The 21,689-nt window shown below is 42.5% G+C and carries 24 protein-coding genes; 10 read left to right on the top strand and 14 right to left on the bottom strand.

The window, feature by feature from the left end; genetic code table 11:
* The first annotated feature begins 373 nt into the window (after positions 1-373).
* The 5 genes from ACTVAI_RS11280 (at position 374) to ACTVAI_RS11260 (ending at position 5,437) form a co-directional block, all read left to right on the top strand.
* On the top strand, positions 374-1,576 hold the full coding sequence (locus ACTVAI_RS11280) for a hypothetical protein (protein ID WP_443486704.1): 1,203 nt from the start codon (positions 374-376) through the stop codon (positions 1,574-1,576).
* Between the two features lie 13 nt (positions 1,577-1,589).
* The gene (locus ACTVAI_RS11275) at positions 1,590-2,777 is read left to right on the top strand and encodes a hypothetical protein (RefSeq protein ID WP_443486703.1); all 1,188 of its coding nucleotides are present in this window, start codon (positions 1,590-1,592) and stop codon (positions 2,775-2,777) included.
* On the top strand, positions 2,774-3,673 hold the full coding sequence (locus ACTVAI_RS11270; RefSeq protein WP_443486702.1) for an ABC transporter ATP-binding protein: 900 nt from the start codon (positions 2,774-2,776) through the stop codon (positions 3,671-3,673). Before ACTVAI_RS11275 ends, ACTVAI_RS11270 begins: the two co-directional genes overlap by 4 nt.
* 4 nt (positions 3,674-3,677) lie before the next feature.
* Positions 3,678-4,442 (top strand): hypothetical protein, encoded by a 765-nt coding sequence (locus tag ACTVAI_RS11265; RefSeq protein WP_443486701.1) that lies wholly within the window; start codon positions 3,678-3,680, stop codon positions 4,440-4,442.
* Positions 4,443-4,543: 101 nt separating this feature from the next.
* Entirely contained in the window at positions 4,544-5,437 is an 894-nt protein-coding gene (locus tag ACTVAI_RS11260; protein WP_443472781.1) for an SDR family oxidoreductase, read from the top strand.
* A 226-nt stretch (positions 5,438-5,663) separates the two neighbouring features.
* Here ACTVAI_RS11260 and nrdG read toward each other — a convergent pair whose 3' ends face one another.
* The 5 genes from nrdG to ACTVAI_RS11235 all read right to left on the bottom strand — a co-directional run bounded on the left by nrdG (position 5,664) and on the right by ACTVAI_RS11235 (position 10,170).
* On the bottom strand, positions 5,664-6,206 hold the full coding sequence (nrdG, locus tag ACTVAI_RS11255) for an anaerobic ribonucleoside-triphosphate reductase activating protein (protein ID WP_443486700.1): 543 nt from the start codon (positions 6,204-6,206) through the stop codon (positions 5,664-5,666).
* Between the two features lie 12 nt (positions 6,207-6,218).
* A complete protein-coding gene (gene nrdD, locus ACTVAI_RS11250) occupies positions 6,219-8,378 on the bottom strand; it encodes an anaerobic ribonucleoside-triphosphate reductase (protein WP_443486699.1) in 2,160 nt (719 codons plus the stop codon).
* Between the two features lie 163 nt (positions 8,379-8,541).
* The gene (gene mgsA / locus ACTVAI_RS11245; RefSeq protein ID WP_443472784.1) at positions 8,542-8,970 is read right to left on the bottom strand and encodes a methylglyoxal synthase; all 429 of its coding nucleotides are present in this window, start codon (positions 8,968-8,970) and stop codon (positions 8,542-8,544) included.
* A 195-nt stretch (positions 8,971-9,165) separates the two neighbouring features.
* Complete coding sequence (locus tag ACTVAI_RS11240; RefSeq protein ID WP_443486698.1) at positions 9,166-9,564, bottom strand: hypothetical protein; 399 nt, start codon at positions 9,562-9,564, stop codon at positions 9,166-9,168.
* A gap of 81 nt (positions 9,565-9,645) precedes the next feature.
* A complete protein-coding gene (locus ACTVAI_RS11235) occupies positions 9,646-10,170 on the bottom strand; it encodes a hypothetical protein (RefSeq protein WP_443472786.1) in 525 nt (174 codons plus the stop codon).
* Between the two features lie 179 nt (positions 10,171-10,349).
* Between ACTVAI_RS11235 and ACTVAI_RS11230 the strand changes: the two genes are divergently transcribed.
* From ACTVAI_RS11230 to mscL, 5 genes are all read left to right on the top strand, one after another.
* Complete coding sequence (locus ACTVAI_RS11230) at positions 10,350-11,114, top strand: SDR family NAD(P)-dependent oxidoreductase (protein WP_443486697.1); 765 nt, start codon at positions 10,350-10,352, stop codon at positions 11,112-11,114.
* A 640-nt stretch (positions 11,115-11,754) separates the two neighbouring features.
* Positions 11,755-12,585 (top strand): glutamate 5-kinase, encoded by an 831-nt coding sequence (gene proB / locus ACTVAI_RS11225; protein ID WP_443486706.1) that lies wholly within the window; start codon positions 11,755-11,757, stop codon positions 12,583-12,585.
* Positions 12,582-13,856: a glutamate-5-semialdehyde dehydrogenase gene (locus ACTVAI_RS11220; protein ID WP_443486696.1), complete on the top strand. Its 1,275-nt coding sequence runs from the start codon at positions 12,582-12,584 to the stop codon at positions 13,854-13,856. The genes proB and ACTVAI_RS11220 overlap by 4 nt, the downstream gene beginning before the upstream one ends.
* 59 nt (positions 13,857-13,915) lie before the next feature.
* On the top strand, positions 13,916-15,007 hold the full coding sequence (locus ACTVAI_RS11215; protein WP_443486695.1) for an NAD(P)/FAD-dependent oxidoreductase: 1,092 nt from the start codon (positions 13,916-13,918) through the stop codon (positions 15,005-15,007).
* 76 nt (positions 15,008-15,083) lie between these two features.
* Positions 15,084-15,476, top strand: a complete 393-nt coding sequence (gene mscL / locus ACTVAI_RS11210) for a large-conductance mechanosensitive channel protein MscL (protein WP_443486694.1) — start codon at positions 15,084-15,086, stop codon at positions 15,474-15,476.
* 45 nt (positions 15,477-15,521) lie between these two features.
* On the opposite strand, the gene ACTVAI_RS11205 is transcribed toward mscL, so the two are convergent.
* Genes ACTVAI_RS11205 through tmk form a run of 9 tightly spaced genes read right to left on the bottom strand, consistent with a single transcriptional unit; the run spans position 15,522 to position 21,620 of the window.
* A complete protein-coding gene (locus ACTVAI_RS11205; protein WP_443486693.1) occupies positions 15,522-16,529 on the bottom strand; it encodes a YdcF family protein in 1,008 nt (335 codons plus the stop codon).
* 14 nt (positions 16,530-16,543) lie between these two features.
* Positions 16,544-17,413: a 16S rRNA (cytidine(1402)-2'-O)-methyltransferase gene (gene rsmI, locus ACTVAI_RS11200; RefSeq protein WP_443486705.1), complete on the bottom strand. Its 870-nt coding sequence runs from the start codon at positions 17,411-17,413 to the stop codon at positions 16,544-16,546.
* Positions 17,409-17,687, bottom strand: a complete 279-nt coding sequence (locus tag ACTVAI_RS11195; RefSeq protein WP_443472792.1) for a GIY-YIG nuclease family protein — start codon at positions 17,685-17,687, stop codon at positions 17,409-17,411. Before ACTVAI_RS11195 ends, rsmI begins: the two co-directional genes overlap by 5 nt.
* Entirely contained in the window at positions 17,677-18,435 is a 759-nt protein-coding gene (locus ACTVAI_RS11190; RefSeq protein ID WP_443486692.1) for a tRNA1(Val) (adenine(37)-N6)-methyltransferase, read from the bottom strand. The genes ACTVAI_RS11195 and ACTVAI_RS11190 overlap by 11 nt, the downstream gene beginning before the upstream one ends.
* Positions 18,425-18,784 (bottom strand): DNA replication initiation control protein YabA, encoded by a 360-nt coding sequence (locus tag ACTVAI_RS11185; RefSeq protein WP_443472793.1) that lies wholly within the window; start codon positions 18,782-18,784, stop codon positions 18,425-18,427. Before ACTVAI_RS11185 ends, ACTVAI_RS11190 begins: the two co-directional genes overlap by 11 nt.
* A 26-nt stretch (positions 18,785-18,810) precedes the next feature.
* On the bottom strand, positions 18,811-19,617 hold the full coding sequence (locus tag ACTVAI_RS11180) for a PSP1 domain-containing protein (protein WP_443472794.1): 807 nt from the start codon (positions 19,615-19,617) through the stop codon (positions 18,811-18,813).
* Positions 19,618-19,641: 24 nt separating this feature from the next.
* Positions 19,642-20,619 carry a DNA polymerase III subunit delta' gene (gene holB, locus ACTVAI_RS11175; protein WP_443486691.1) on the bottom strand — a complete coding sequence of 326 codons (978 nt, stop codon included), beginning with the start codon at positions 20,617-20,619 and terminating at the stop codon, positions 19,642-19,644.
* An 8-nt stretch (positions 20,620-20,627) separates the two neighbouring features.
* Positions 20,628-20,960, bottom strand: a complete 333-nt coding sequence (locus ACTVAI_RS11170) for a cyclic-di-AMP receptor (RefSeq protein ID WP_443472796.1) — start codon at positions 20,958-20,960, stop codon at positions 20,628-20,630.
* Between the two features lie 27 nt (positions 20,961-20,987).
* Positions 20,988-21,620, bottom strand: a complete 633-nt coding sequence (gene tmk, locus ACTVAI_RS11165; RefSeq protein WP_443472797.1) for a dTMP kinase — start codon at positions 21,618-21,620, stop codon at positions 20,988-20,990.
* Positions 21,621-21,689: the final 69 nt, after the last annotated feature.

The raw sequence follows: 21,689 nt of genomic DNA, 5'->3' as shown, positions 1-21,689 counted from the left end.
TTTGTAGGCTTTGTGGATGCGCATTTTTTTCACCTTCTTTATAGCCTACAATACGCGAACGTAAGTTCTTTATCAAGCGGGAAGGTGTGCAGCACGCAAAGAATAGCTTAGAAAAACGTAGGCTACCGCCTACCGCCATTCCTCTCCCGCCTACTCATTGGGCGATGCCCTTTTCATTCCTTGAGGGAGGAGCCTTCTGGCGGAAAATGATAAAGCAAGGTGAGTTTTTCAACGCTAATAGTATCATTATTTTTGTAAGTAATCATTGTTCGTTCCTTCCACAACACATTGTCTATTTTCTACCTCTAATAATATCAAAAAATGAAATTATTATGGTAAAATTATGATAATTTTATAAGAAAGGGGTTGTCTTATGGCTTTTACCGTCTTTAAAGAAACATGGCTTCATCTACTTCGCAACACCAAAAACAGATTGACGATTGTGCTGGTTTTGGTGGCGATTTTGACATATAGTGCTTTCTTCTTACCCCGTCTGGATGGCTTTAACATCATCGATTTAAAGCAACTTGAACAAAGCATCGTTTCAAACGAAGGCATCATGAAGTCTGCCATCGAGGATGGGAACTTTGATGTTAACATGTTCACGGGCAAATCTGCTTACGTTGATGCCAAGCAAAAATACGAAAATAATCGCGCGCTCTTGGCCGCGATTGAAAATGGGGATGCTTTACGCTACCGCGTTTTGACAGATGTCTATTTGCCCGATTTCCATTATGAAGATATGCAGGATCGTTATGCTACTAATTCCTTATTTCCCATGAAAGATTTTGGCTATGATTTAACGAATTATGGTAACAGGGTTGGAAGTTATGACACGTCTGAATTATCTTTCCATGTCATTCAGGAAAAAACGGCTTGGCAGCAAATCCACTTGTTCATGCATGAATGGGGCCCAGCCATTTTAGTTATCTTAACGCTGTTCATTGGTGCAGATGTTTTCGTCGAAAGTATCCAAAAAAGAACCCAGCGCATTGGTATACCGATTGACTGGGGAAAATATTTACTTATGCAATCCTTGGCTATTTTTAGTTTTGTTCTTATCTTCTTCCTTGTGGCTGGGGGTATCTTTTTTATTTTAAATGGGCTGTTATTCGGCTTTGGTTCTTTACAGTGGCAAGTCCCTTCCTTCACTTACAGTGATGATCCAATTTTGATGTTGGAAGCGGACGGTCTCATTCCTATCAGTGGTTTCTTGCTGAGGGCACTCCCTTTTCTTCTCATGATTTTGTACTTGTTTATCCGTTTAACAGTGTTATTTTCACTCGTGTTCCGTCAAAGCGTAATTGTTTTTATAGCGGGAATCTTTACGTTATTATTCGAAAAACTCTATTTCAATCGGACCACACGCGATATTTTCGGGATTGATATCAGTAAATTCCCACAAACTTACTTTGATTTTGGCAAAGTCATTTCGGGTGAAAAAAACTTTTTACTTAATACAGGAACCATTGCAGTTGAACAAGGGCTACTTATATTAGCTATAACGATAGTAACAGTGGAGATACTTCTGGCAGTGATGGTATCCGTCAGGAACCGTCAACGCTTCATCGGATAAGGGAGGGAAGAAGATGCATTTAGCAAAATGGGAATGGAAAAAAATGCTGCGGGATTGGAAAACCCGGATTTTACTGATGGGGTTCTTCCTCTTCTTTGGCTCTTTTTCCCTTCTATACCAGCAACAAAATTTATCGTTTCCGGAAGAGGAAATGAATGAGCAGTATCAAACCATTCATAACATCTTCAATTCCATCCCGAAAAGTGTCTTTGAAGGACCGGATGGACAGGAGGTTTATGATACCTTGGCGGAATTACAATCTTTATATGGCATGCAGCTTTATATCCTTTCCAAGCGCGACGGCAATACCATCACTGGATTCGAGAATGTCTTTGATAGCTATCTGGAAAATGGGGCAAAGATTGCAGAGAATAACGCCGCTTTACTTACCTTAACTGATTTCGAACACTACGATTTTTTAATCAGTTATTTGCCGGATGCTAAAGCCATCCACCAGGACGTGGCCTTTTTCGACTATATGGAAAAACATGGGTTGGATATTGAATGGAACGCTTTTTCGGCCAGTAATATTTTTCTGCAAGAAGTCAATATGATGGTCGGCATTGTACTCTTTTTATTCGTTGCCCTTTTGGGATGTGATCGGTTTACACGGGACCAGACCAAGAACTGGAGCATTACGCATGGCCTTCCAATTCCTTGGCGTAAGCAATGGCATATCCGCAGTGCGCAGTTATGGCTAGTGATGTGGATGGTCTCACTTGGCGGGCTCTTGATGAGTTACGTTATCAGCCTCCTATTAGAGTCACCGGGCAGTCTTTGGTATCCCGTTATTATTTACGCGAATAACGGTTATCTACCAATCGCTATATGGCAGTATGCTCTACTGGCAATCAGTATTGCGATGTTACTCAGCTACTTTTTGTTGTTGGTAGCGGTCGGATTGAGCTGGGTGTTCCGCACCATTTACTTGACCCTAATTGTCACGTTGAGCGCGTATTTCATTCCCGTTTTTTGGCAAGTGGTCAAGCCTTTTTCATCCTGGCAGCCGAGCCTCTATTTCCATATTGAATCGGTCTTGATGGGAGAGATGGCGCAGACTACGGGCTTACAAGGTGTTTATTTCTGGAAAGGACTTGTCTTGATGGCTGTGATTTTCGCACTAGTCGAAATCCTTTTCGCCGGCATCTTTGACCGGATTCAAACCCAAACACTCGGTTTAAGAAGGAGGGTTAACATATGACGTTAGCCATAAATAATTTAACCGTTCAATACGGTGAACGGATCATTCTTGATGATATCAGTTTCGAAATTTTCAAGGGTTCCATTATCGGTTTGGTGGCACCCAATGGAACCGGCAAGACAACCTTATTCAATGCCATCATGCGCTATATTCCGATTCAAAAAGGATCGATTGTGATTGATGACAAAGTGTATAAAAACAGTCGCAAGGATATTTTAGCCTTGCATAAAAAAATAACCTTCTTTCCGGATCAAGCCGACTTATACGAAAACTTTTCCGGACGCGAACACATTCAACTGTACGCTGAAATTTGGCAAAAAGATGCGGCTCGTGTGGATGCAATCATTGAGCAGCTGCATATGGGCCATTACGTGGACCGCAAAGTGCATACTTACTCGTTGGGAATGCGACAACGTCTCTGTTTCGCGATGATGTGTGCCGCCAACACACCGATTATGTTGATGGATGAGGTCATGAACGGCCTCGACCCCGAGAATGTCAACTTGGTTTCCAGCGTTTTGGAAACATTGCGGGCCGAAGGAAAAATCATCATGGTCGCTTCCCACTTGCTGGATAACCTGGACGAATACGTGGACAAAGTCTTCTTTTTGGAAAACGGTCGTTTTACTTATATTTCCGACCATCATGAAGCAAAACAAACGTATGTAAAAGGGAAAATGACGCGTACTGATTATGAGTCGCTGACAGACCTACCGGAGGGAACGTTGTACTTAGATAGCGGTTTATGTTGTATTCCGGTAGCGGACGATACCGAAGCGGTTCGTTACTTGCAGCTGTTGCGTTCCAAAAATGCTGAAACAGCGACAATTGGACCGCTCGGAACCGCAGACCACTATATTCGAATTTACGATTTCACGACAGAGAACAAGGAGTGAGACGATGCAAAAGAAACTCTTGGTGTTATTGAGTCTCCTTCCCCTTCTCACTGCCTGTTCTTCGTTTACGGGGGTAATAAATCAACGCTATGGTGCCCGGGTTATCGAAACGAATGAAGAAGCTGTTACAGCCTATAAAAAGTCGCATGAGATTATTGGGGAAGAAAAAGAAATACTTGGCGCTGTATTGCCGGAATTCTTTTTCCAGGAGCCTTTGGATTTCAGTGGTGAGGAAAAGCCGCGGTCACTATCAACTGAGCCGTTGATCGTCGGGAAAGATGTGCCGGAGGGTCGATATACGGTATCCAAAAACGAAATCATGCAGTCCGGTTATTTGACGGTTTTGGATGCGGAAGGCGAAGTTGTGTATCGCCATTTTCTTGATTTTTCAAAAAATGCGGTGGAACTGAATTTGTATGAAGGGATGCAATTGAAAGCCAATGACGGTTATCAGCCACGGTTGTTAATGACCGGCGTGCCAGCTGTAGGTATGACGCCATTGGAAGAAGGACAATATCAGTTTGTAAATGGTGTTTTCCATGTTGGAGAACAGATTGAACCGGGTGAATATGTGTTTTCGCTTCCCGCTGGTTATCATACATCAGGGGTAAACTATGTATATGTGTTGGAGACAGATGGGTCATTCCGTGTTTTTGAAATGACGGGTGATATGCGCGATTGGATGGATACTTCCATCAGGCTAACGTTGGAGGCGGGACAAGTTCTTTATGTGGCAACAAATAGCAGTTTGACATTAACGCGGCAGTAATAACAGAGACGTTGCTCATGGTAGTGACTAATCGTTTCAATGGCGTTCGGTCAGTAAGTTTTGTTATCCTTATATTATAAAAAACAAGGAGATGATTTTTGATGACTGATGCAAATTTGAACGATCCGCGTAAGATGTATTACAGTGAAAAGTTCCCTGATCAAGAGCAAAACACTCCCGCCCTTCAAAGCAAGATGGAGCCAAAACCGGACTGCGGCGAAGATTCATATAAAGGTTATAACCGACTTGAAGGCCGTCGTGCTTTGATTACGGGTGGTGACTCAGGGATTGGACGTGCGGCTGCCATTGCCTATGCGCGTGAAGGTGCCGATGTCGCCATTCACTTTTTCCCTGGGGAAGAAGCGGACGCTGAAGAAGTTAAGGCATTAATTGAAAAAGAAGGTCGCAAAGCATTGTTGCTTCCGTATGACTTGCGTGAAGATTCAGCTGCAACGGAAATCGTGACGCGTACCGTCGAAGCGTTTGGTGGATTGGATATTCTCGTTTTGAATGCTGCCCAACAAATTGCCCAACCTTCTTTGAAAGATTTGTCGATGAAACAAGTACATGATACGTTTAAGGTAAATATTATCAGTATGTTTGAAACGGTTAAAGCGGCTGAGGAGCATCTGAAACCAGGAAGTGCGATTATTACAACGACTTCGGTTCAATCCTTCGACCCTAGTGATCCGTTAATGGATTATGCGGCAACGAAAGGTGCAATCAGTAATTTTACGGTTTCGTTGTCTTCCTATTTTGCGGATAAAGGTGTTCGGGCGAACAGTGTCGCTCCGGGACCGATTTGGACGCCGCTACAATTGGATAATGGTCAGTTGGAGGGTGCCATTCCTGAATTTGGTCAGAAGAGTCTGTTGAAACGTGCTGGTCAACCAGTTGAATTGGCGCCAATATATGTGTTGCTCGCATCTGATGAAGGAAGTTATATTACCGGTCAAATTTATGGTGTTACCGGTGGACAACCGATTGGACTATAAAAATTTAAAAGCGCGAACTTCTTGGGGATTTTTCCCGGAAGTTCGCGCTTTTTATTTGTATAATCACAACAGGTGCGGCGATTAAAAAAATCCCGAGCCCGGAACGCCGCTTTTTTTCCGAAAAAGCGGCGTTCGTGACCTGCGTAGTGCCCTTAACGCCGCACTTTTTCAAAAAATGCGGCGTTAAGAATTTTTTTCGAGCTTAAAGCCGCACTTTGGACACTTTTCACATCACAATCTCACCTCGCGCCAATGTTTCAGGCACTCGGATGATGCGTTGATTGGAGCTGCCCCGAAATTGAAGCGTCAAATCTTTTTTGCTCAGCTCAAACCTGCCATCAACGAGTACATCAATCATTGCTAACAGTTCTTGCTTGTCGTCCGTCTCCGCTTGTAGCTCTTCCCAGGTGTATCCGGTCCAGCTCCAGATATCTTTGCGATCCCCAAAGCGTTCACGCACCTTCTTGACCAATGGCAATAAAATCCCGGTATTCAAGAAGGGTTCACCGCCCAATAAAGTCAGCCCCTGCACGTAATCATGTTCCAAATCGGACAAGATGCGTTGTTCCAATTCTTCTGTGTAAGCTTCACCATAGCTGAATGACTGCGCTACTTTGTTGTAACACCCTTCGCAAGCAAATAAACAACCACTCACATATAGACTATTTCGCACACCCTCGCCATCGACGAAGTTAAACGGCTTATAACTGGCGATTTTTCCCCGCGAATATATTTCTGAAGTCCATTCACCCGGTTTCGGATTTCGCATGTTCTCGCCCTCCTACATATGCTTCTTGCGTGCTGAAATTTCTTTGTGGCGGCCGTATACCATTGGTCGTTTTTGGGGATTACCCAAATAGCCACACGTCCGTTTCACTACATCACACGTATCTGGATTATTATTTTGGCATTTTGGGCATTCAAAGCCCCGCTCGGTAGGATCAAATTCCCCGACATAGTCACACTCAAAGCACTTATCAATTGGCGTATTTGTTCCCAAATAACCGACTTTATCGTAAGCATAGTCCCATACTGCTTCCAGTGCTTTGGGATTTTGGCGGATATTTGGATACTCACAGTAGTGAATAAAACCGCCGGAAGAAAAGGCCGGGTATTCTTTTTCAAAATCAAGCTTTGCAAACGGCGTTGGTTTCTTACGGACATCATAGTGGAAGCTATTGGTATAGTATCCTTTGTCGGTAATGTCTGCGATTTCCCCGAATTTTTTCGTATCCAATTTACAGAAGCGATCCGTCAAACTCTCACTCGGCGTTGCATACACACTGAAATGATAACCGTAGTCATTTCCCCACGTATCACAGTTACGCTTTAATTCATGTAAAATATCCAGGGTAAATGCTTTGGCTTCGGTATTGGTTTCCCAATCCGGACCGTAGAACACAGTTGCCACTTCGTATAAACCAATATACCCCAGAGAAATAGTCGCGCGTTTGTTTTTGAAAAGTTCATCCACATCCTCTTCGGCTTCCAGTTTGTTGCCCCATGCCCCGTTCATATATAAAATGGGTGCATTTTCCGGCTTCGCCTGCTTCACGCGTTCTACACGGTAAACGAGTGCATCCTTCGCAATCTCTATGCGTTCTGCCAGCAATTGCCAAAATTGGTCTTTATCTCCATTAGATTCCATGGCAATACGCGGCAGATTCATTGTCACAACGCCTAAATTCATGCGTCCGCTAGCAACTTCGTTCCCCTGTTCATCCTGCCAACTTTGCAGGAAAGAACGACATCCCATCGGTGCTTTGTAGCTGCCTGTTAATTCGACCAATTTGTCATAATTTAAAATGTCCGGATACATCCGCTTCGTCGCGCATTCCACCGCTAACTGTTTAATATCATAGTTTTGATCCGTCGTGCGTAAATTCACACCATCACGAATACCAAAAACCAATTTAGGGAAAATGGCCGTCCGCCGCTCTTTACCGAGTCCCTGAATACGAACCGTCAATATGGCTTTTTGAATCTCACGTTCATAACGATTCATTCCCAAGCCGAAGCCAAAAGTTACAAATGGTGTTTGTCCGTTCGAGGTATAAAGTGTATTTACTTCGTATTCTAAACTTTGCATCGCGTCATAAATATCTTTTTTCGTTTTTTCCCATGCGTAGGTTGCTTGTTTTTCTGGGTGCACCCATTTTTTTGCGTCCGCCATGTGTTTTTGTTCATTCAATTCTGCATACGGACTCAACAATTCGTCAATCCGGTCTGCGCTCGTTCCACCATATTGGCTGCTGGAAACATTGGCAATAATTTGCGCCATTTGGGCCGCAGCGGTTTGAATGGATTTCGGCTTTTCCACTTCGGCGTTACCGATTGAAAATCCATTCTCAAACATATACCTGAAATCGATCAAGCAGCAATTTGTCATGGGGGAGTAGGGATGATAATCCAAATCATGGTAATGAATATCCCCGCGTAAATGTGCATTCTCAACATGTGGTGGTAACATCCGCAAGCCTACTGCTTTCGCTGTAACACCAGCTGTCAAATCGCGTATGGTGTTAAAAACACGACTATCCTTGTTCGCATTTTCATTTAAAATGGTCTCATCTGCCTGGATTAGTTGTTGAACGCGCGACTCGATGTTGCGTTGTGCTTGTTTCTGCTTCCTCTTTTGAGCTCGGTAATGACGATAGTTTTCTGCAGTTTGTTTTAATTCATTTTTTGTTAGCGTTTGTTCAACCAATTCGTGAATATCTTCGGTCGAAATATGATGGCCTGATCTGGATAAGATAGTCGTTTCGATTTCTGCAACGACTGCATCCATCTGATGCTTCGCTTCGCTGTTGCCTTTCCCATTCATTTGATTCGCTTTTTCGATAGCTGCGACAATTTTATCCGACTTGAATGATACAATGCGTCCATCCGTTTTAAGAACGTGTAACGCAATATTTTCTTGACTAGAGACTATTTGAGACACTGTTTAACCCTCCTGATGATACTATATATAGTGTTTTTACATACTTTAACCACTAAATGTTGTACCTAATTTATCACATACGTATTTGTGAGTAAATACACAAAAAGTAAGCAAAAAAAGAACACCTCTAAATCAAGCGATTCAAAGGTGATTCTTTAGGGGGCTAGAAACCGGGTTCTAGGCTGTCTCTTTCGTCTGAGTTGTAGAATTGACGCCAATCGATAAAACCAGCATCCAATCCTCTCAACAGTACTTCTGCCGTTCCAATGTTTGTAGCCAAGGGAATCTCATAAACGTCGCTTAAACGGATTAATGCAGTAACGTCTGGCTCATGCGGCATGGAAGCCAAGGGGTCACGCAAGAAAATCACGAGATCCATTTCATTTTCGGAAATAAGGGCACCAATCTGTTGGTCACCACCAAGGGGGCCGGATTTGAAACGGTGAACGTTCAAGCCTGTTGCTTCCGTTATTCTTAACCCCGTTGTTCCAGTAGCAAACAATTCATGCTTCTCTAAAACCGGTTGATAAGCTGTACATAGACGAATCATTAAATCTTTTTTACGGTCATGTGCAATCAATGCAATTTTCATAAAGTGTTACCTCCACTCGTGATGATAAATTTAGTATATCACTTTTCAAAATTTTGTCGTGAAGATTTCATACTTTCTTCATAATTAAGCGCTAATATAACAGTAAGCCAATCACAAACAATCTTTTAATTCTTTGCTCCTCCAAGTAAAGAACAACTCCTTAGAAAGAAGCAACCCAGCCGGGTTGCTTCTTTTTTATGATCGGCTTGGTATTAAAGTGATTCCTGCCACCAAAGGCAAGTATTGCCCCTTATTCAGAGCATCCACAAACCAATAAAGCTGTTCTGGTAAGGGTAAACTAAACGTCGTCATAACTGGATGCAGTACCGCAATAATCAATGTCGGTAATGCTACAATAAAAAATAACGAAGCATCCTTCATTTTAAAATTACTCCAGACAAAAACCAATGATAGATATAATCCTGTTAAAAATGGTAACGCGAATTGCAGCCATGCATACAAAACTCTATCATCCGGCGTCGTTAGTCGCCACAAAACATTTTTATCGAGATAGTCATGACCAAATATAACGACTATCAATCCCGCCAACCAGATAATATTCATTAGCCAAGAGTTTTTCTTATTTCTCCGCATCCTACACCTCTTATTTGTTTTTCTACCATTATACCAAATGAAAAAGGTCAGGACAGCATTGTCCTAACCCTTCTTTAAATATTAGTGTCTTCCGGTATGTGGATCGTTGTCATGCAAAAGCGATTCATCAACATCTTCATTTGCTAAACCACTATCAACGACGCCCTCTCCCGTACTTGTAATAACATTCGAACGCATCGCATCAGTCGCATCCAGCATTGCCTGGTTATCGACCGGCTTATCCATATACTGGCTTTCTTCTTCATACTTTTCGTTCAACAAGCCTTGCTTGGTTCCCTTTACCAAAACGAGCACGCAACCCTCTTCAAGATCCTCTTGGTAGCCGTAAAGCGGGTCATCGTCCGTTCGATAATCAGGCATTGGTCGGTTCTCAATTGCTATCGAGTCTTTAACCTCTTGCCACAATTTTTCTTCAGTTGTCACTTCTGCTTCTGTACTTTTCGCATATGTCGGCTGGAAATTTTCATGGGTTATCAAAGTGATATCTTCGTTGGTGCAACCTTTTTCCTTCAACTGTCTGATGATAGCCACCACTTTTTCAACAGAGTCATAACAGCCCACGATATATCGGTTTCTAAGTATCATCTCAATGCCTCCCTAGAACTTGTTACCTTTATTATAACGGTTTCATAATCATCTCCCAAACCATACCCCTTTTCTCATTTTGCAAAAATTGAAACAATTCAAAAGTTGTAGTAACATGAATACATAATGAAAGCGTTTACTTTTTAAGAACTATCAATATGAGTGGAGATGGGAAAAACATGCTAAATCTAAATGATAAGGTCGCAATTGTAACAGGTGCTGCAATGGGTATGGGAAAAGCAACCGCGGAATTATTTGCTCATGTAGGCGCCAAAGTTATCATCGCCGATTATAACGAAGAAGAAGGCCAAAAAACGGCTGATGGAATCAGGAAAAATGGCGGTGAAGCTACCTTCGTTAAAGTGGATGTATCAAAAGAAGAACAAGTTAAAAATCTGGTAGAAAAGACGGTAGAAACATATGGACGTCTAGATGTCGCCGTAAACAACGCAGCCATTACGCCCGATGATAAACCAATCGCAGAGATGGATATGGACTACTATGACCGATTAATGTCCGTCGATTTGAAGGGCATCATGCTGTGCATGAAATATGAAATCCAACAAATGCTTAAGCAAGGTGGCAAATCCTCTATTGTTAATACTTCATCGGTCAGTGGCATACGGCCCCAACCCGCTAATCCTGCTTACGTCACTGCAAAACATGGCGTGATTGGTGCGACGAAAGCAGCAGCAATTGATTATTCATCCAAAGGCATCCGCATCAACACTGTTTGTCCGGGTGCAATCGATACACCCATGTTGCAAAATGCTCTCGTCCAATTCGGCCTTGATCCCGTCGCCTATGCCAAACAACTGAGTATGCTTGGGCGCTTTGCCGAAGCAGAAGAAGTTGCACAAGCGAACTTATGGTTGTGTTCAGATTTATCATCTTACGTTACCGGTGCCACCATTGCAGTTGATGGCGGTTATACCGCGATGTAAGAGCAAATGTATAAAATATATAAAGAGGAGGTTGGATTTCTGTGCCCAACCTCCTCTATTGCGTTATTTTAAAGATATACAGTAAGTAATTTAATCAAAAATAGAAAGGTGAACTCTGCCTTTAACCGCAGGCAGCGGAGATTTGGGATCACACTACCTTTCTGCTGTTAACAGCATGGCCTTTTGTATGGTCATTCTTCTCATTTTCATATAAATTCCACCTCTTAAGATTATTAGATATCATGATGCTAAAAATCAGGCGGTTTCTTTTGATGATGCTGAAGGACGTAATTCCATTTTGAAAAGGTATCTCTACTATATAAATAATTCATAAGCAGCTCCTTTCTAAAACAAAAAAACACAAAGGTCACTTCTCCCTGTGCATCATCGACCAACTATTCAATTTTTTTGGCAAAGGTTGCGGACAAACACCCATCTGAACGGATTTCTTAATAAATGCAGCCATGTGATTACCTCCCATTTTTCAGTATAAAAGACTTAAAAATGTTCGAACCTTTGCTTAGCTCTATTATAAGACAGTTATTTTTTCTTTTCAATGATTTCACTTACTTCAAGTTTTTCCCTTTTCGTGATAGTATTGAGCAAAGCCATTAAAAACAAATGAGGAATAAACATGAATATACGAAAAAAACTACAGCAAAGTAAACGCATCGTCATTAAAATTGGAACAAGTTCCTTGATGACTGCAAACGGCAAAGTGAACTACCAACAATTCGACCGCCTCGCTTATGTCCTTTCTACCCTTAACAAAGACGGCAAGGAAATTGTCCTGGTTTCTTCTGGCGCGATGGGAGTTGGCTTGGACAAGTTGAATATTTCCAAACGTCCCGTTTCGATACCCGGGCAACAAGCAATTTCCGCCATCGGACAATGCGAGATGATGAATCTTTATTCCCGTTTCTTTTCCCACTACAATCAGACAGTTGGCCAAATCCTGCTAACACGCGACATTATCGAATTCCCGGAAAGTTTAAAAAATGTAACCAATACCTTCAACGCCTTAATTGAAATGGGTATTATTCCCATCGTAAATGAAAATGATACGGTTGCGGTTGAAGAGTTGGATCACCAAACAAAATTTGGTGATAATGACCAGCTTTCCGCAATCGTGGCAAACATCATCGACGCCGATTTATTAATCATGCTTTCCGATATCGATGGGTTCTATGACCAAAATCCGGTCAACAACCCAGATGCCACCCTCTTTCACACGATTTTCCAAGTGACTGATGAGGAAATGGCGAAGGCTGGAGGCGAAGGTTCTTCCTTTGGAACAGGTGGTATGATCACCAAGCTCAAAGCTGCCCAGTACTTATTAAAAAATAATCACGAAATGATCTTAGCCAAAGCAGAGGATCCCACCATTATCTTTGATATTCTCAAAGGTCATGAAATCGGCACTTATTTCTCTAACCAACCTGAACTGATCAAGGAGGAAACGACTGAATGAACAACATGCTCGAGACAATGGGTAGGCAAGCAAAAATAGCTGCCAATATCCTCAGAAAAACCAAAACAGCTCAGAAAAATAAAGCTTTGCTTGCAATGGAAGCTGCCCTTTTGAAAAATCAGGAAGCAATCATTGAAGCCAATGCCATCGATATTGCAAACGCCCAAGAGCGGGGATTGGCAAAACCAATGATTGAACGCTTAACTTTAAATCCTGCCCGTATCCAATCCATGGCGGAAAGTATTCATCAAATTGCCGGATTACCAGATCCAGTGGGTTATATTGAGGAAATGAAGACAAGTGAAGATGGCCTGCGCATCGGTAAACAGCGTGTGCCATTAGGTGTCATCGGGATTATTTATGAATCTCGCCCGAACGTCACTGCGGATGCCGCTGCTCTTTGTTTCAAATCCGGTAACGCTGTTATCTTACGCGGCGGGAAAGAAGCCCTGGCATCAAACCAGGCCATCCTGGAAGCAATGCGTGAAGGTTTGAGAGCGGCTGAATTGCCCATTGAAATGATTCAACTGATTACTGATCCTTCCCGCGAACTTGCGACAGCCTTTATGCAAATGAATGACTATTTGGATTGCTTGATTCCACGTGGTGGCGCGGGTTTGATTAAGAATGTTTTGAAAAACGCGACTGTTCCGGTTATTGAAACAGGGGTAGGAAACTGCCATTTGTATATCGACAAAGAAGCAGATTTGGAAATGGCAACCCGTATTTTGATAAATGCAAAATGTGACCGCCCTTCTGTCTGTAATTCCATTGAAAACTTGCTTGTTCACTCGGATGTGGCCGATCGCTTCTTACCTGTGTTTGCCGAGGCCCTAAAACCTTACAACGTAGAAATACGTGGGGATGAAAAGACAATGTCCTTAATCCCTGATGCGATTCTGGCAACGCCTGAAGACTATGATACCGAATTTCTGGATATGACATTGGCGGTTAAAGTCGTCAGTCATTACGATGCTGCCGTTTTGCATATTCAAAAACATTCCACTGGTCATTCAGAAGTCATCGTGACCGCTGATTACCAGACTGCGCTTGCCTTCTTGGAAGACATCGATGCCGCTGCAGTTTACGTTAATGCCTCATCGCGCTTCACAGATGGTGGTTGCTTCGGACTTGGTGGCGAAATCGGCATCAGCACCCAAAAATTACATGCCCGTGGACCAATGGGTTTAGCTGAACTTACTTCCTACAAGTATATTGTTTTTGGAGAAGGACAAATTCGCGGTACGACAGGAAATGAATTTGAATGTTAAAATAGAGACGCGGTTGGCACTTACCAACCGCGTCTATTTTTGTTTAGAGGAGAAAAATAATGACACGAAATATAGCAATTATCGGTGGTGGGATTGTCGGCGCGACTGCAGCCTATTATTTATCCCGTCAAGGACATCAGGTTACGGTATTTGATGAAGGAACAGGGCAAGCGACTTCTGCTGCAGCTGGTATCATCTGCCCCTGGCTATCAAAACGACGCAATAAAAAATGGTATCGGCTGGCTTCAGAAGGAGCAGCTTTTTACAAACGCTTATGTGAGGATCTGGCAACGGATGGCGGAGATTCTTCGTTCTATAAAGTTTCCGGCGCCATCTTATTAAAGAAAACCCCTAAAGCGACGAAAGAGCAATATGAATTAGGCTTGAAACGGCGGGAAGATGCGCCGGAAATGGGAGATTTGAAAATCCTGAGCCAGGAAGAACTTATTGCCCTGCTTCCTTCTATCCAAACCCAGGAAAATGCGCTATTTGTTTCGGGCGGTGCACGTCTGGATGGCGGTGCCATGGTAGCCGAATTGCTGGCGCAAGTTGTGAAGAATGGTGGCACCCTATCGAAAGTGTGGATTGATTTGAATGAAACCTTTTTAAAACAATACGATGCGGTTATCTTGGCTACGGGCGCCTGGTTACCCCAAATCTTGGAGCCTCTTGGTTACCGAGTTGATATCCGCGGGCAAAAAGGGCAACTCGTCGTGCTTCAAACCGATGATGTTGATAACGGAGATTTACCGGTGATTATGCCCGAAGGTGAAATTGACGTTTTACCAATCGGGAATGGCAAAGTTTTTGTCGGGGCAACACATGAAAATGACAAAGGATACGATATAACCGTAGAACCCGATATCGTCAATCACTTGATTGAACAAGGCGAAGCCTTATTTACGCGTTTACAAGGTGCCCAAACAATTGAAGTAAAAGTAGGAACCCGCGCTTATACTTCCGACTTTAGTCCTTTCTTCGGCTATGTTCCCGGTCAACCCCATCTATTGGTTGCTAGTGGCTTGGGATCATCAGGTCTAACCACTGGACCACTCATTGGTTATCAATTAGCACGGTTAGCTGCTGGGCAAGAAGCAACCCTACCGCTGGAAGACTATCTACCGAATCATTACATTGTTCTCAGAAAGTAATTTCAAATAGGCTTATCGTTTTGAATACCAAAATTTATCCCTTATAATGAAACTATATTGCGGAGGAGGTGAAAAAATGATCAAAGAATTTAAAGAGTTTATTATGCGTGGTAATGTTTTGGATTTGGCAGTCGGGGTAATTATCGGGGCAGCTTTCTCTGCTATCGTAAATTCATTAGTTGCTGATATTATTACACCATTAATTGTATCTATGACTTCTCAAGCAGATATGAGTGATTTGGCTGTCAAAATCGGAACCGCTACATTGACTTACGGTAACTTCATCCAGGCTATCATCGACTTTCTAATTATTGCCTTTGTTTTATTCCTTATTATCAAGTCCGCGAATAAATTCAAACGCAAACATCCTGATATGGATACTGAAGAAGTTGAAGTGCCTACAGCGGAGGAATACTTACGTGAAATCCGTGACTTATTAGCAAGTCAAAACAAACAAGATATTCTGTAATAAATACAAATAAACGGACCTGACATTTTATTTTGTCGGGTCCGTTTATTTATTATATAAATAAGCGCTAATTAAATAAATGCTGAGAGTAAGGGCATGAATATGGCGGTAGATCAAGAACAAGGCCAGATATTCCCGTAAAAGTGCATAGGGTAAGTAGAAAATCGGTGTTTTAGCACCAATACCTTCTGCTTCAATCCCTAATTGACTGGCATACACCCCACCACGCAGGACATGATAAGAACTCGTCACAAATAATATTTTTTCTTGGCTCTTAAGGAGACGTTGGCTATATAGAAAATTTTGATGGGTATTGATCGATTGATCCTCCACAATGATTTTATCCGCAGTTACTCCTTTTTCCAGTAAATAGGCCTGCATCACTTCTGCTTCCGAAACCGCATCATCGGGGCTTTTCCCGCCACTCACGACCAATGTTGCCGGTTCATAACCTTGCATAATTTGATTATTTTGGTATTGAATAGCGCGGTCCAAACGGTACTTCAGCATCAGACTGACTCCTCCGTCCGGCGCCAAGCCCGTACCTAAAATGATAACCCAGGATTTATTAAAACTGGGGCTGATAACCCGGGACGACAAAACCATAAACAAAAAAATAATGAAAGTAATTAATAAATACAGGAAAACATAATCAAGCATTGTTTCCAAAGAAAAGATTAGACTGCTATTCAGCCATAAGCGATTAATCAGAACCAACATCAATATTCCCAACATCAATATTCCAGATGCAGCTACAACACGATACTTCCTGGATTCAGGTCGTTTCCTTAAACGATTAAAGGCATGAACAATGAGTCCAATACTGGATAAGCCGAGAACATAAGGCGCAATCAATAATAAGAATATTTCAGTCTTCTCCAGAAACTGGACGATTGCAGCTTCAAAAGGGTAACGATTCCTTTGATTAATTCCAGCCCCAAAAGCAAAAAGAGCAAGAAGCAACGCAGAGTTTTTTTCGGTGCGTGTGCGCTGATTTCGCCACATATAAAAGAATGTGCCTACGCACATCATTCCAACTCCGTAAAATACCATGCGCCTTCTCCCCCTTAAAGTTCGTGATAAGCTTGATACACGTCTTGCTTTTTCAATTGGCGTACTTTAGCAACTTGCTTAATGGCATCTTTTGCGGCAAGTCCTTCTTGGTCCATTACGAGTTCAACATGTTTCTTTAAGTCCTCAGGGAAAAATTGATTCACCGCTTCTTCTGGTTCGTGATTCCCTTCCACCATGAAACAAATTTCACCCTTCACTTCCGACTGCTCCAACCATTCCAATACTTCTTCAGCCGTCCCACGGATAAATTCCTCATAGCGTTTTGTTAACTCGCGACAAATCACCACACGGCGCTCTGGGCCTAAAACGATAATGAGGTTACTGATTGTTTCTTTGATCCGGTAGGGTGATTCGTAAAAAATCATCGTTTCTTCTTTATTTTTCAACATTTCCCATTGTTCACGCTGCTCTTTCTTTTTACGCTTCAAAAAACCGATAAACGTAAAAGGTTGCGGTGGCAAACCAGACGCAATAAGTGCCGTCACGCCAGCATTTGCACCAGGTAAAGGGACAACCGTAATCTGGGCTTCGATACAGGCTACGACCAGATCATGACCGGGATCACTGATAGAAGGCATTCCCGCATCACTTACTTGTGCAATGTTGGATCCATTTTCTAGTAATTCCAGCAAATAAGGAATCCGTTCTTTCGTATTATGTTCGTGGAAACTGATTTGAGAAGTGGTGATATCAAAGTGATTTAACAATTTCTGGGTGTTTCGGGTATCTTCCGAAGCAATCCAGTCCACATCTTTCAAGGTTTCCACTGCCCGGTAGGTCATATCACCTAAATTGCCTATTGGGGTTGGAACAAGGTAAAGCGTACCGGATTGGTGGGTTTCATAACTTTTTTGGGTTTCAATCATCTGGTATCTCCTTCTTCCACTTTTTCAAACGGATTTCTTTTTGTCTTCTCGTTAATTGCTTGAATGCATATTCTGCTTTTGTCGCTTCACTGCGCGTTTCAAAGCCCTGTTCATGAATCATTTTCACGGGACGGCGGGTTTTTGTATATTTGGAACCAATCCCGTTATTATGTTCTTTTTCCCGGCGCTCAGGGTCGGTTGTATAACCTGCGTAAAAGGAGTCATCGGCACAATGTAAAACGTAAAAATAATGCTGTTTGTTATTCGCCAAAAAGAATCGCCTTCACTTCTTCGGAATAGGCACGGGAATCGTCATGAATGAAAAGAGGCGACAATATTTTTAGCCCTTCTTCTTTTCCGTCTTTTATTGCTTCAATTAAAATCATGTTCGCTTCCTTGCCCTCATAAGGATAAATGAAACGGATTTTTTTCGGAGCCAGGCGATTTGCCCGCATCGCATCCAAAATTTCAAAAAAGCGGTCGGGACGATGGACGAAATAGGCTTTTCCATTCATTTTTAGTAACTGGCTTGTTTTCTTCATTAATTGAGGCAAATTCAACAAAATTTCGTGGCGCGCAATCGTATAAGCATCCAGATTATTCTTGGTACTATCATTTAAATTTTTGAAATAAGGCGGATTACACGTGATGATATCAACAGAGTCCGGTTTAATATGCTCGGTAATCGCATTAATATCAGCATGGATAAAAGAGACTTTTTCTTCGATCTGATTCAATTGGACGGTTCGTTTGGCCATATCCACCAAACGGTCCTGTACTTCCACCCCGATGATTGGATTTTCCGTTTTACCCGTCAACAAAAAAGCGACCGCACCGTTTCCGGAACAAAAGTCCACGATTGTCGCTTTCCGTTTTCGAGGTAATTCAGCAAAGTCTGCCAATAAAACAGCGTCCAGAGAGAAAGAAAAAACAGAGGGACTCTGAATAATCTGGATATTTTCGCGTTTCAAAATATCCAGACGTTCGCCCTCTCTTAAAAGGGGGTTTTTATCTGTCACCATTACCGCCCCGTTCTCCATAAATGACATCCAGACAGAAGACACAGGATTCATCATCCACCCTGCGGCTGCCGTAATAAACATTACAGACATGGAAGCCATCCTCATATAATTTCTGTAGATTCAAACGTGATTTAGACATTTCTGGTTCCGTCACCACAGTATCTGGCTCCAATTGTTTATCCAGGTATTCAATGCGGTCACGCAAATGTTGGTTCTCAATCTGCAGATTTGTATTTTCCTCAATCAATTCCGTCAGCTTCTGTTGAATTTCCCGTAAATCTTCATTAACAGATGAAATCCGGCTTTCAACACGATGAAATTGATCAAATAAAGCTCGTTTATCCATTCTACCCACTCACAATTTCATATTTCTTAAGCAAAGACTTGCGTCAGTTCTTCCCAGGCATATTGAACTGTTTTTCGTTCCTGGAACAATTTTATGGTCACCACCTGGGATAGGATATTCAATCCCACAACTTTTCCCAGTCCTTCTGGCGTTTCGATTTCAGTGCCGTAATCCGGCATGGATTTCTTTAACTCTTCATACGTCTCATCTTCATAATTCAAACAGCACATCAAGCGCCCACATAATCCTGATAATTTGGCATTATTCAAGGATAACCCTTGATTTTTAGCCATTTTTATCGATACAGGTACAAAATCACCCAAGAAAGTAGAGCAACAAAGCGGCCGGCCACATGGACCAATGCCCCCCAAAAATTTCGCTTCATCACGGGCGCCAATTTGTCGCAACTCAATCCGTACGTGGAAAATAGCTGCTAGTTCCCGCACGAACGAGCGGAAATCGACGCGGCCAGGAGCGCTGAATAAGAAAGTTAGCTTTTGACGATCGAATGAGTAATTCGCACCGACAATTTTCATCTCTATTTGGGAACGGCGCGCTTCCGCTTTGGCTATTTTAAAAGCTGCTGCGGCTTCTTCAACATTGTCTTTTTCTATCGTCAAGTCCTCTGTCGTTGCGGATCGCAAGATTAATTCGGCCGGTTGTAGAGCATCCTCTTGTTGACAGCTTTTGGATGCAATGACAACTTTCCCGATTTCAAGATATTCGCCTTGTCTGACAATGACTTTTTCATTTAACGCAAACATTTCTGATTCATTTTCAAAATAAGAAATGGGACCATTATTTACAAAACGAATACCCAGTGCTTTTTTCACCTTAGCTACCTCCTTTTTCATTGCTCACTTGATTAGTTGATTTTGAATAACAAGACTTTCCAAAACACCTTGTGCTTGGACATTAGCCTGGATGGCTTTCTTGCCATCCAGGATATTCTCTATTTGTTGGGTTAAATAACCACTATCTTTTCGAAAATTTTGATGATGTTTCAATAGTTCTTGGTGAACGGCCGCTTTATCATGACCGAATGATAGATAGAGCATATCGCGATAATGGAATAGTAACAAATCCAGACATAACGTTATCTGTGCACGTTCTTTCACCAAAGGCATGAGGTCAGTGTGGACATAAATAAAAGCCATGGAGTCTTTCTTCATGAGTTGATTAAACCACGTCCATACTTTTCCCAGGAGCTCCTGGAACCATTCATCTGCCTGTAATCGCTGGGCTTCTTTTGTATCATTGGTTAAAGCTGATAATACACCGACGTATTTTTCCGTAATGCCTTCTTCCCGAAAAACATCCCCCATCACTTCCCGCTTTAAAGGCTGGAAATGAATGATTTGACAACGGGAGCGGATGGTTGGAAGAATATTCTCTTTTACGGTTGTCAGTAAAAATAAATACGTATCCATCCCTGGTTCTTCCAAAAAAGTCAGGAGGCTGTTGGCCGCGCTAATGGTCATCTTTTCCGCCTGATCGATGATATAGACCTTTTTATTGCCTTCCACTGCACTTTTAGAAAATTCGGATTTCAGTTGCCTGATTTGATCCACTTTAATGGATTGGCCGTCCGGCTCCACCACGATTAAATCCGGTTGATTCCCCTCAATAAATCGCCGGCAATTCCGGCAATTCCCGCAAGGTATCCCGAGGTGTCCACTCTCACAAAAAATAGCTTGTGCCACCCGTTCGGCTAAGGCCATTTTCCCGGTTCCCCGAGCACCTTCAAACAAATAAGCGTGGCCAAGTCGTTTTCCGGTAATTGCGTTCGCAAACAATTGCTGAAGTTCCGGCTGTTTTTTTTCTAATTCTGTCACCATGGGCATTAGAAGCGATGGAAGCTTTCAACAGGCATGACGAAGACGGTCGCCCCACCTACATGTACTTGCATCGGATAAGCCAAGTTGTTGCCGTTTAATGATACATCCATGTTAACCGGAGTAGTCATGTACTGTTCTCTGGATTCACAGTTCACTTTGATAATGTTCAGTACTTCTTCTACTTGTTCATCCTCAACACCAATCATGAAGGTTGTGTTTCCTGAACGGAGGAAGCCACCAGACGATGATAATTTTGTTGCCCGGATGTTTGCCTCAACAAGTTCATCCGAAAGTAATGCACTGTCTTTATCTTGAACGACTGCCATAATCAGTTTCATAACGATCTCCTCTTTCTGTCTTTTAAATTAAAAGAAGCGGGACAGGATAACTGTCATACACTGTGTCACGACTTCTTCTGGTGTTTGTGTGCCATCTATTGTAACAATTCGCTCTTTGTTCTTTTGCGCCAAGGCTTGGTAGCCTTCCCTTACTTTCTCATGAAAAGACAACTTTTCTTGGTCGAGACGATTATACTCTCGTGTTCCCTCGCTCTTTTGAATGCGGCCTAAGCCGACTTCAGCCGGAACATCAATGTATAATGTTAAATCAGGCTGGATACCATCTGTCGCAAAATCATTGATTCGAAAAATACCCGCCTCGCCAATTTCACGCGCGTGTCCTTGGTAAGCAATGGAACTATCCACAAAACGGTCGCAAAGAACAATATCGCCTGCGTCAAGAACGGGGAGTACTTTTTCCACCAAGTGTTGGCGGCGGCTTGCTGCATACAACAAGGCTTCCGTCCGTGCATCCATCTTTGTATGTGCCGGATCCAGAATGATATCCCTTATTTTTTCTGCAATCGGGCTGCCACCCGGTTCACGGGTTGAGACAATCTGTTTATCCGTCATTGTGGAGAGGCGTTTTACAATCTCTCTCAATGCGGTAGTTTTGCCAGATCCATCCGGGCCTTCCAATGTGATAAAAATACCATTCATATACGCTAGCTCCTTGTTCATGTAATCTCATTATACTCTAATTCATTGCTTTTTTATAGCTTCTAAAAA

Source organism: Jeotgalibaca sp. A127 (assembly GCF_052266745.1).
GTDB lineage: Bacteria > Bacillota > Bacilli > Lactobacillales > Aerococcaceae > Jeotgalibaca.
Note: the sequence above shows the minus strand (reverse complement) of the source record. Positions and strands in the feature narration are given on the sequence as shown.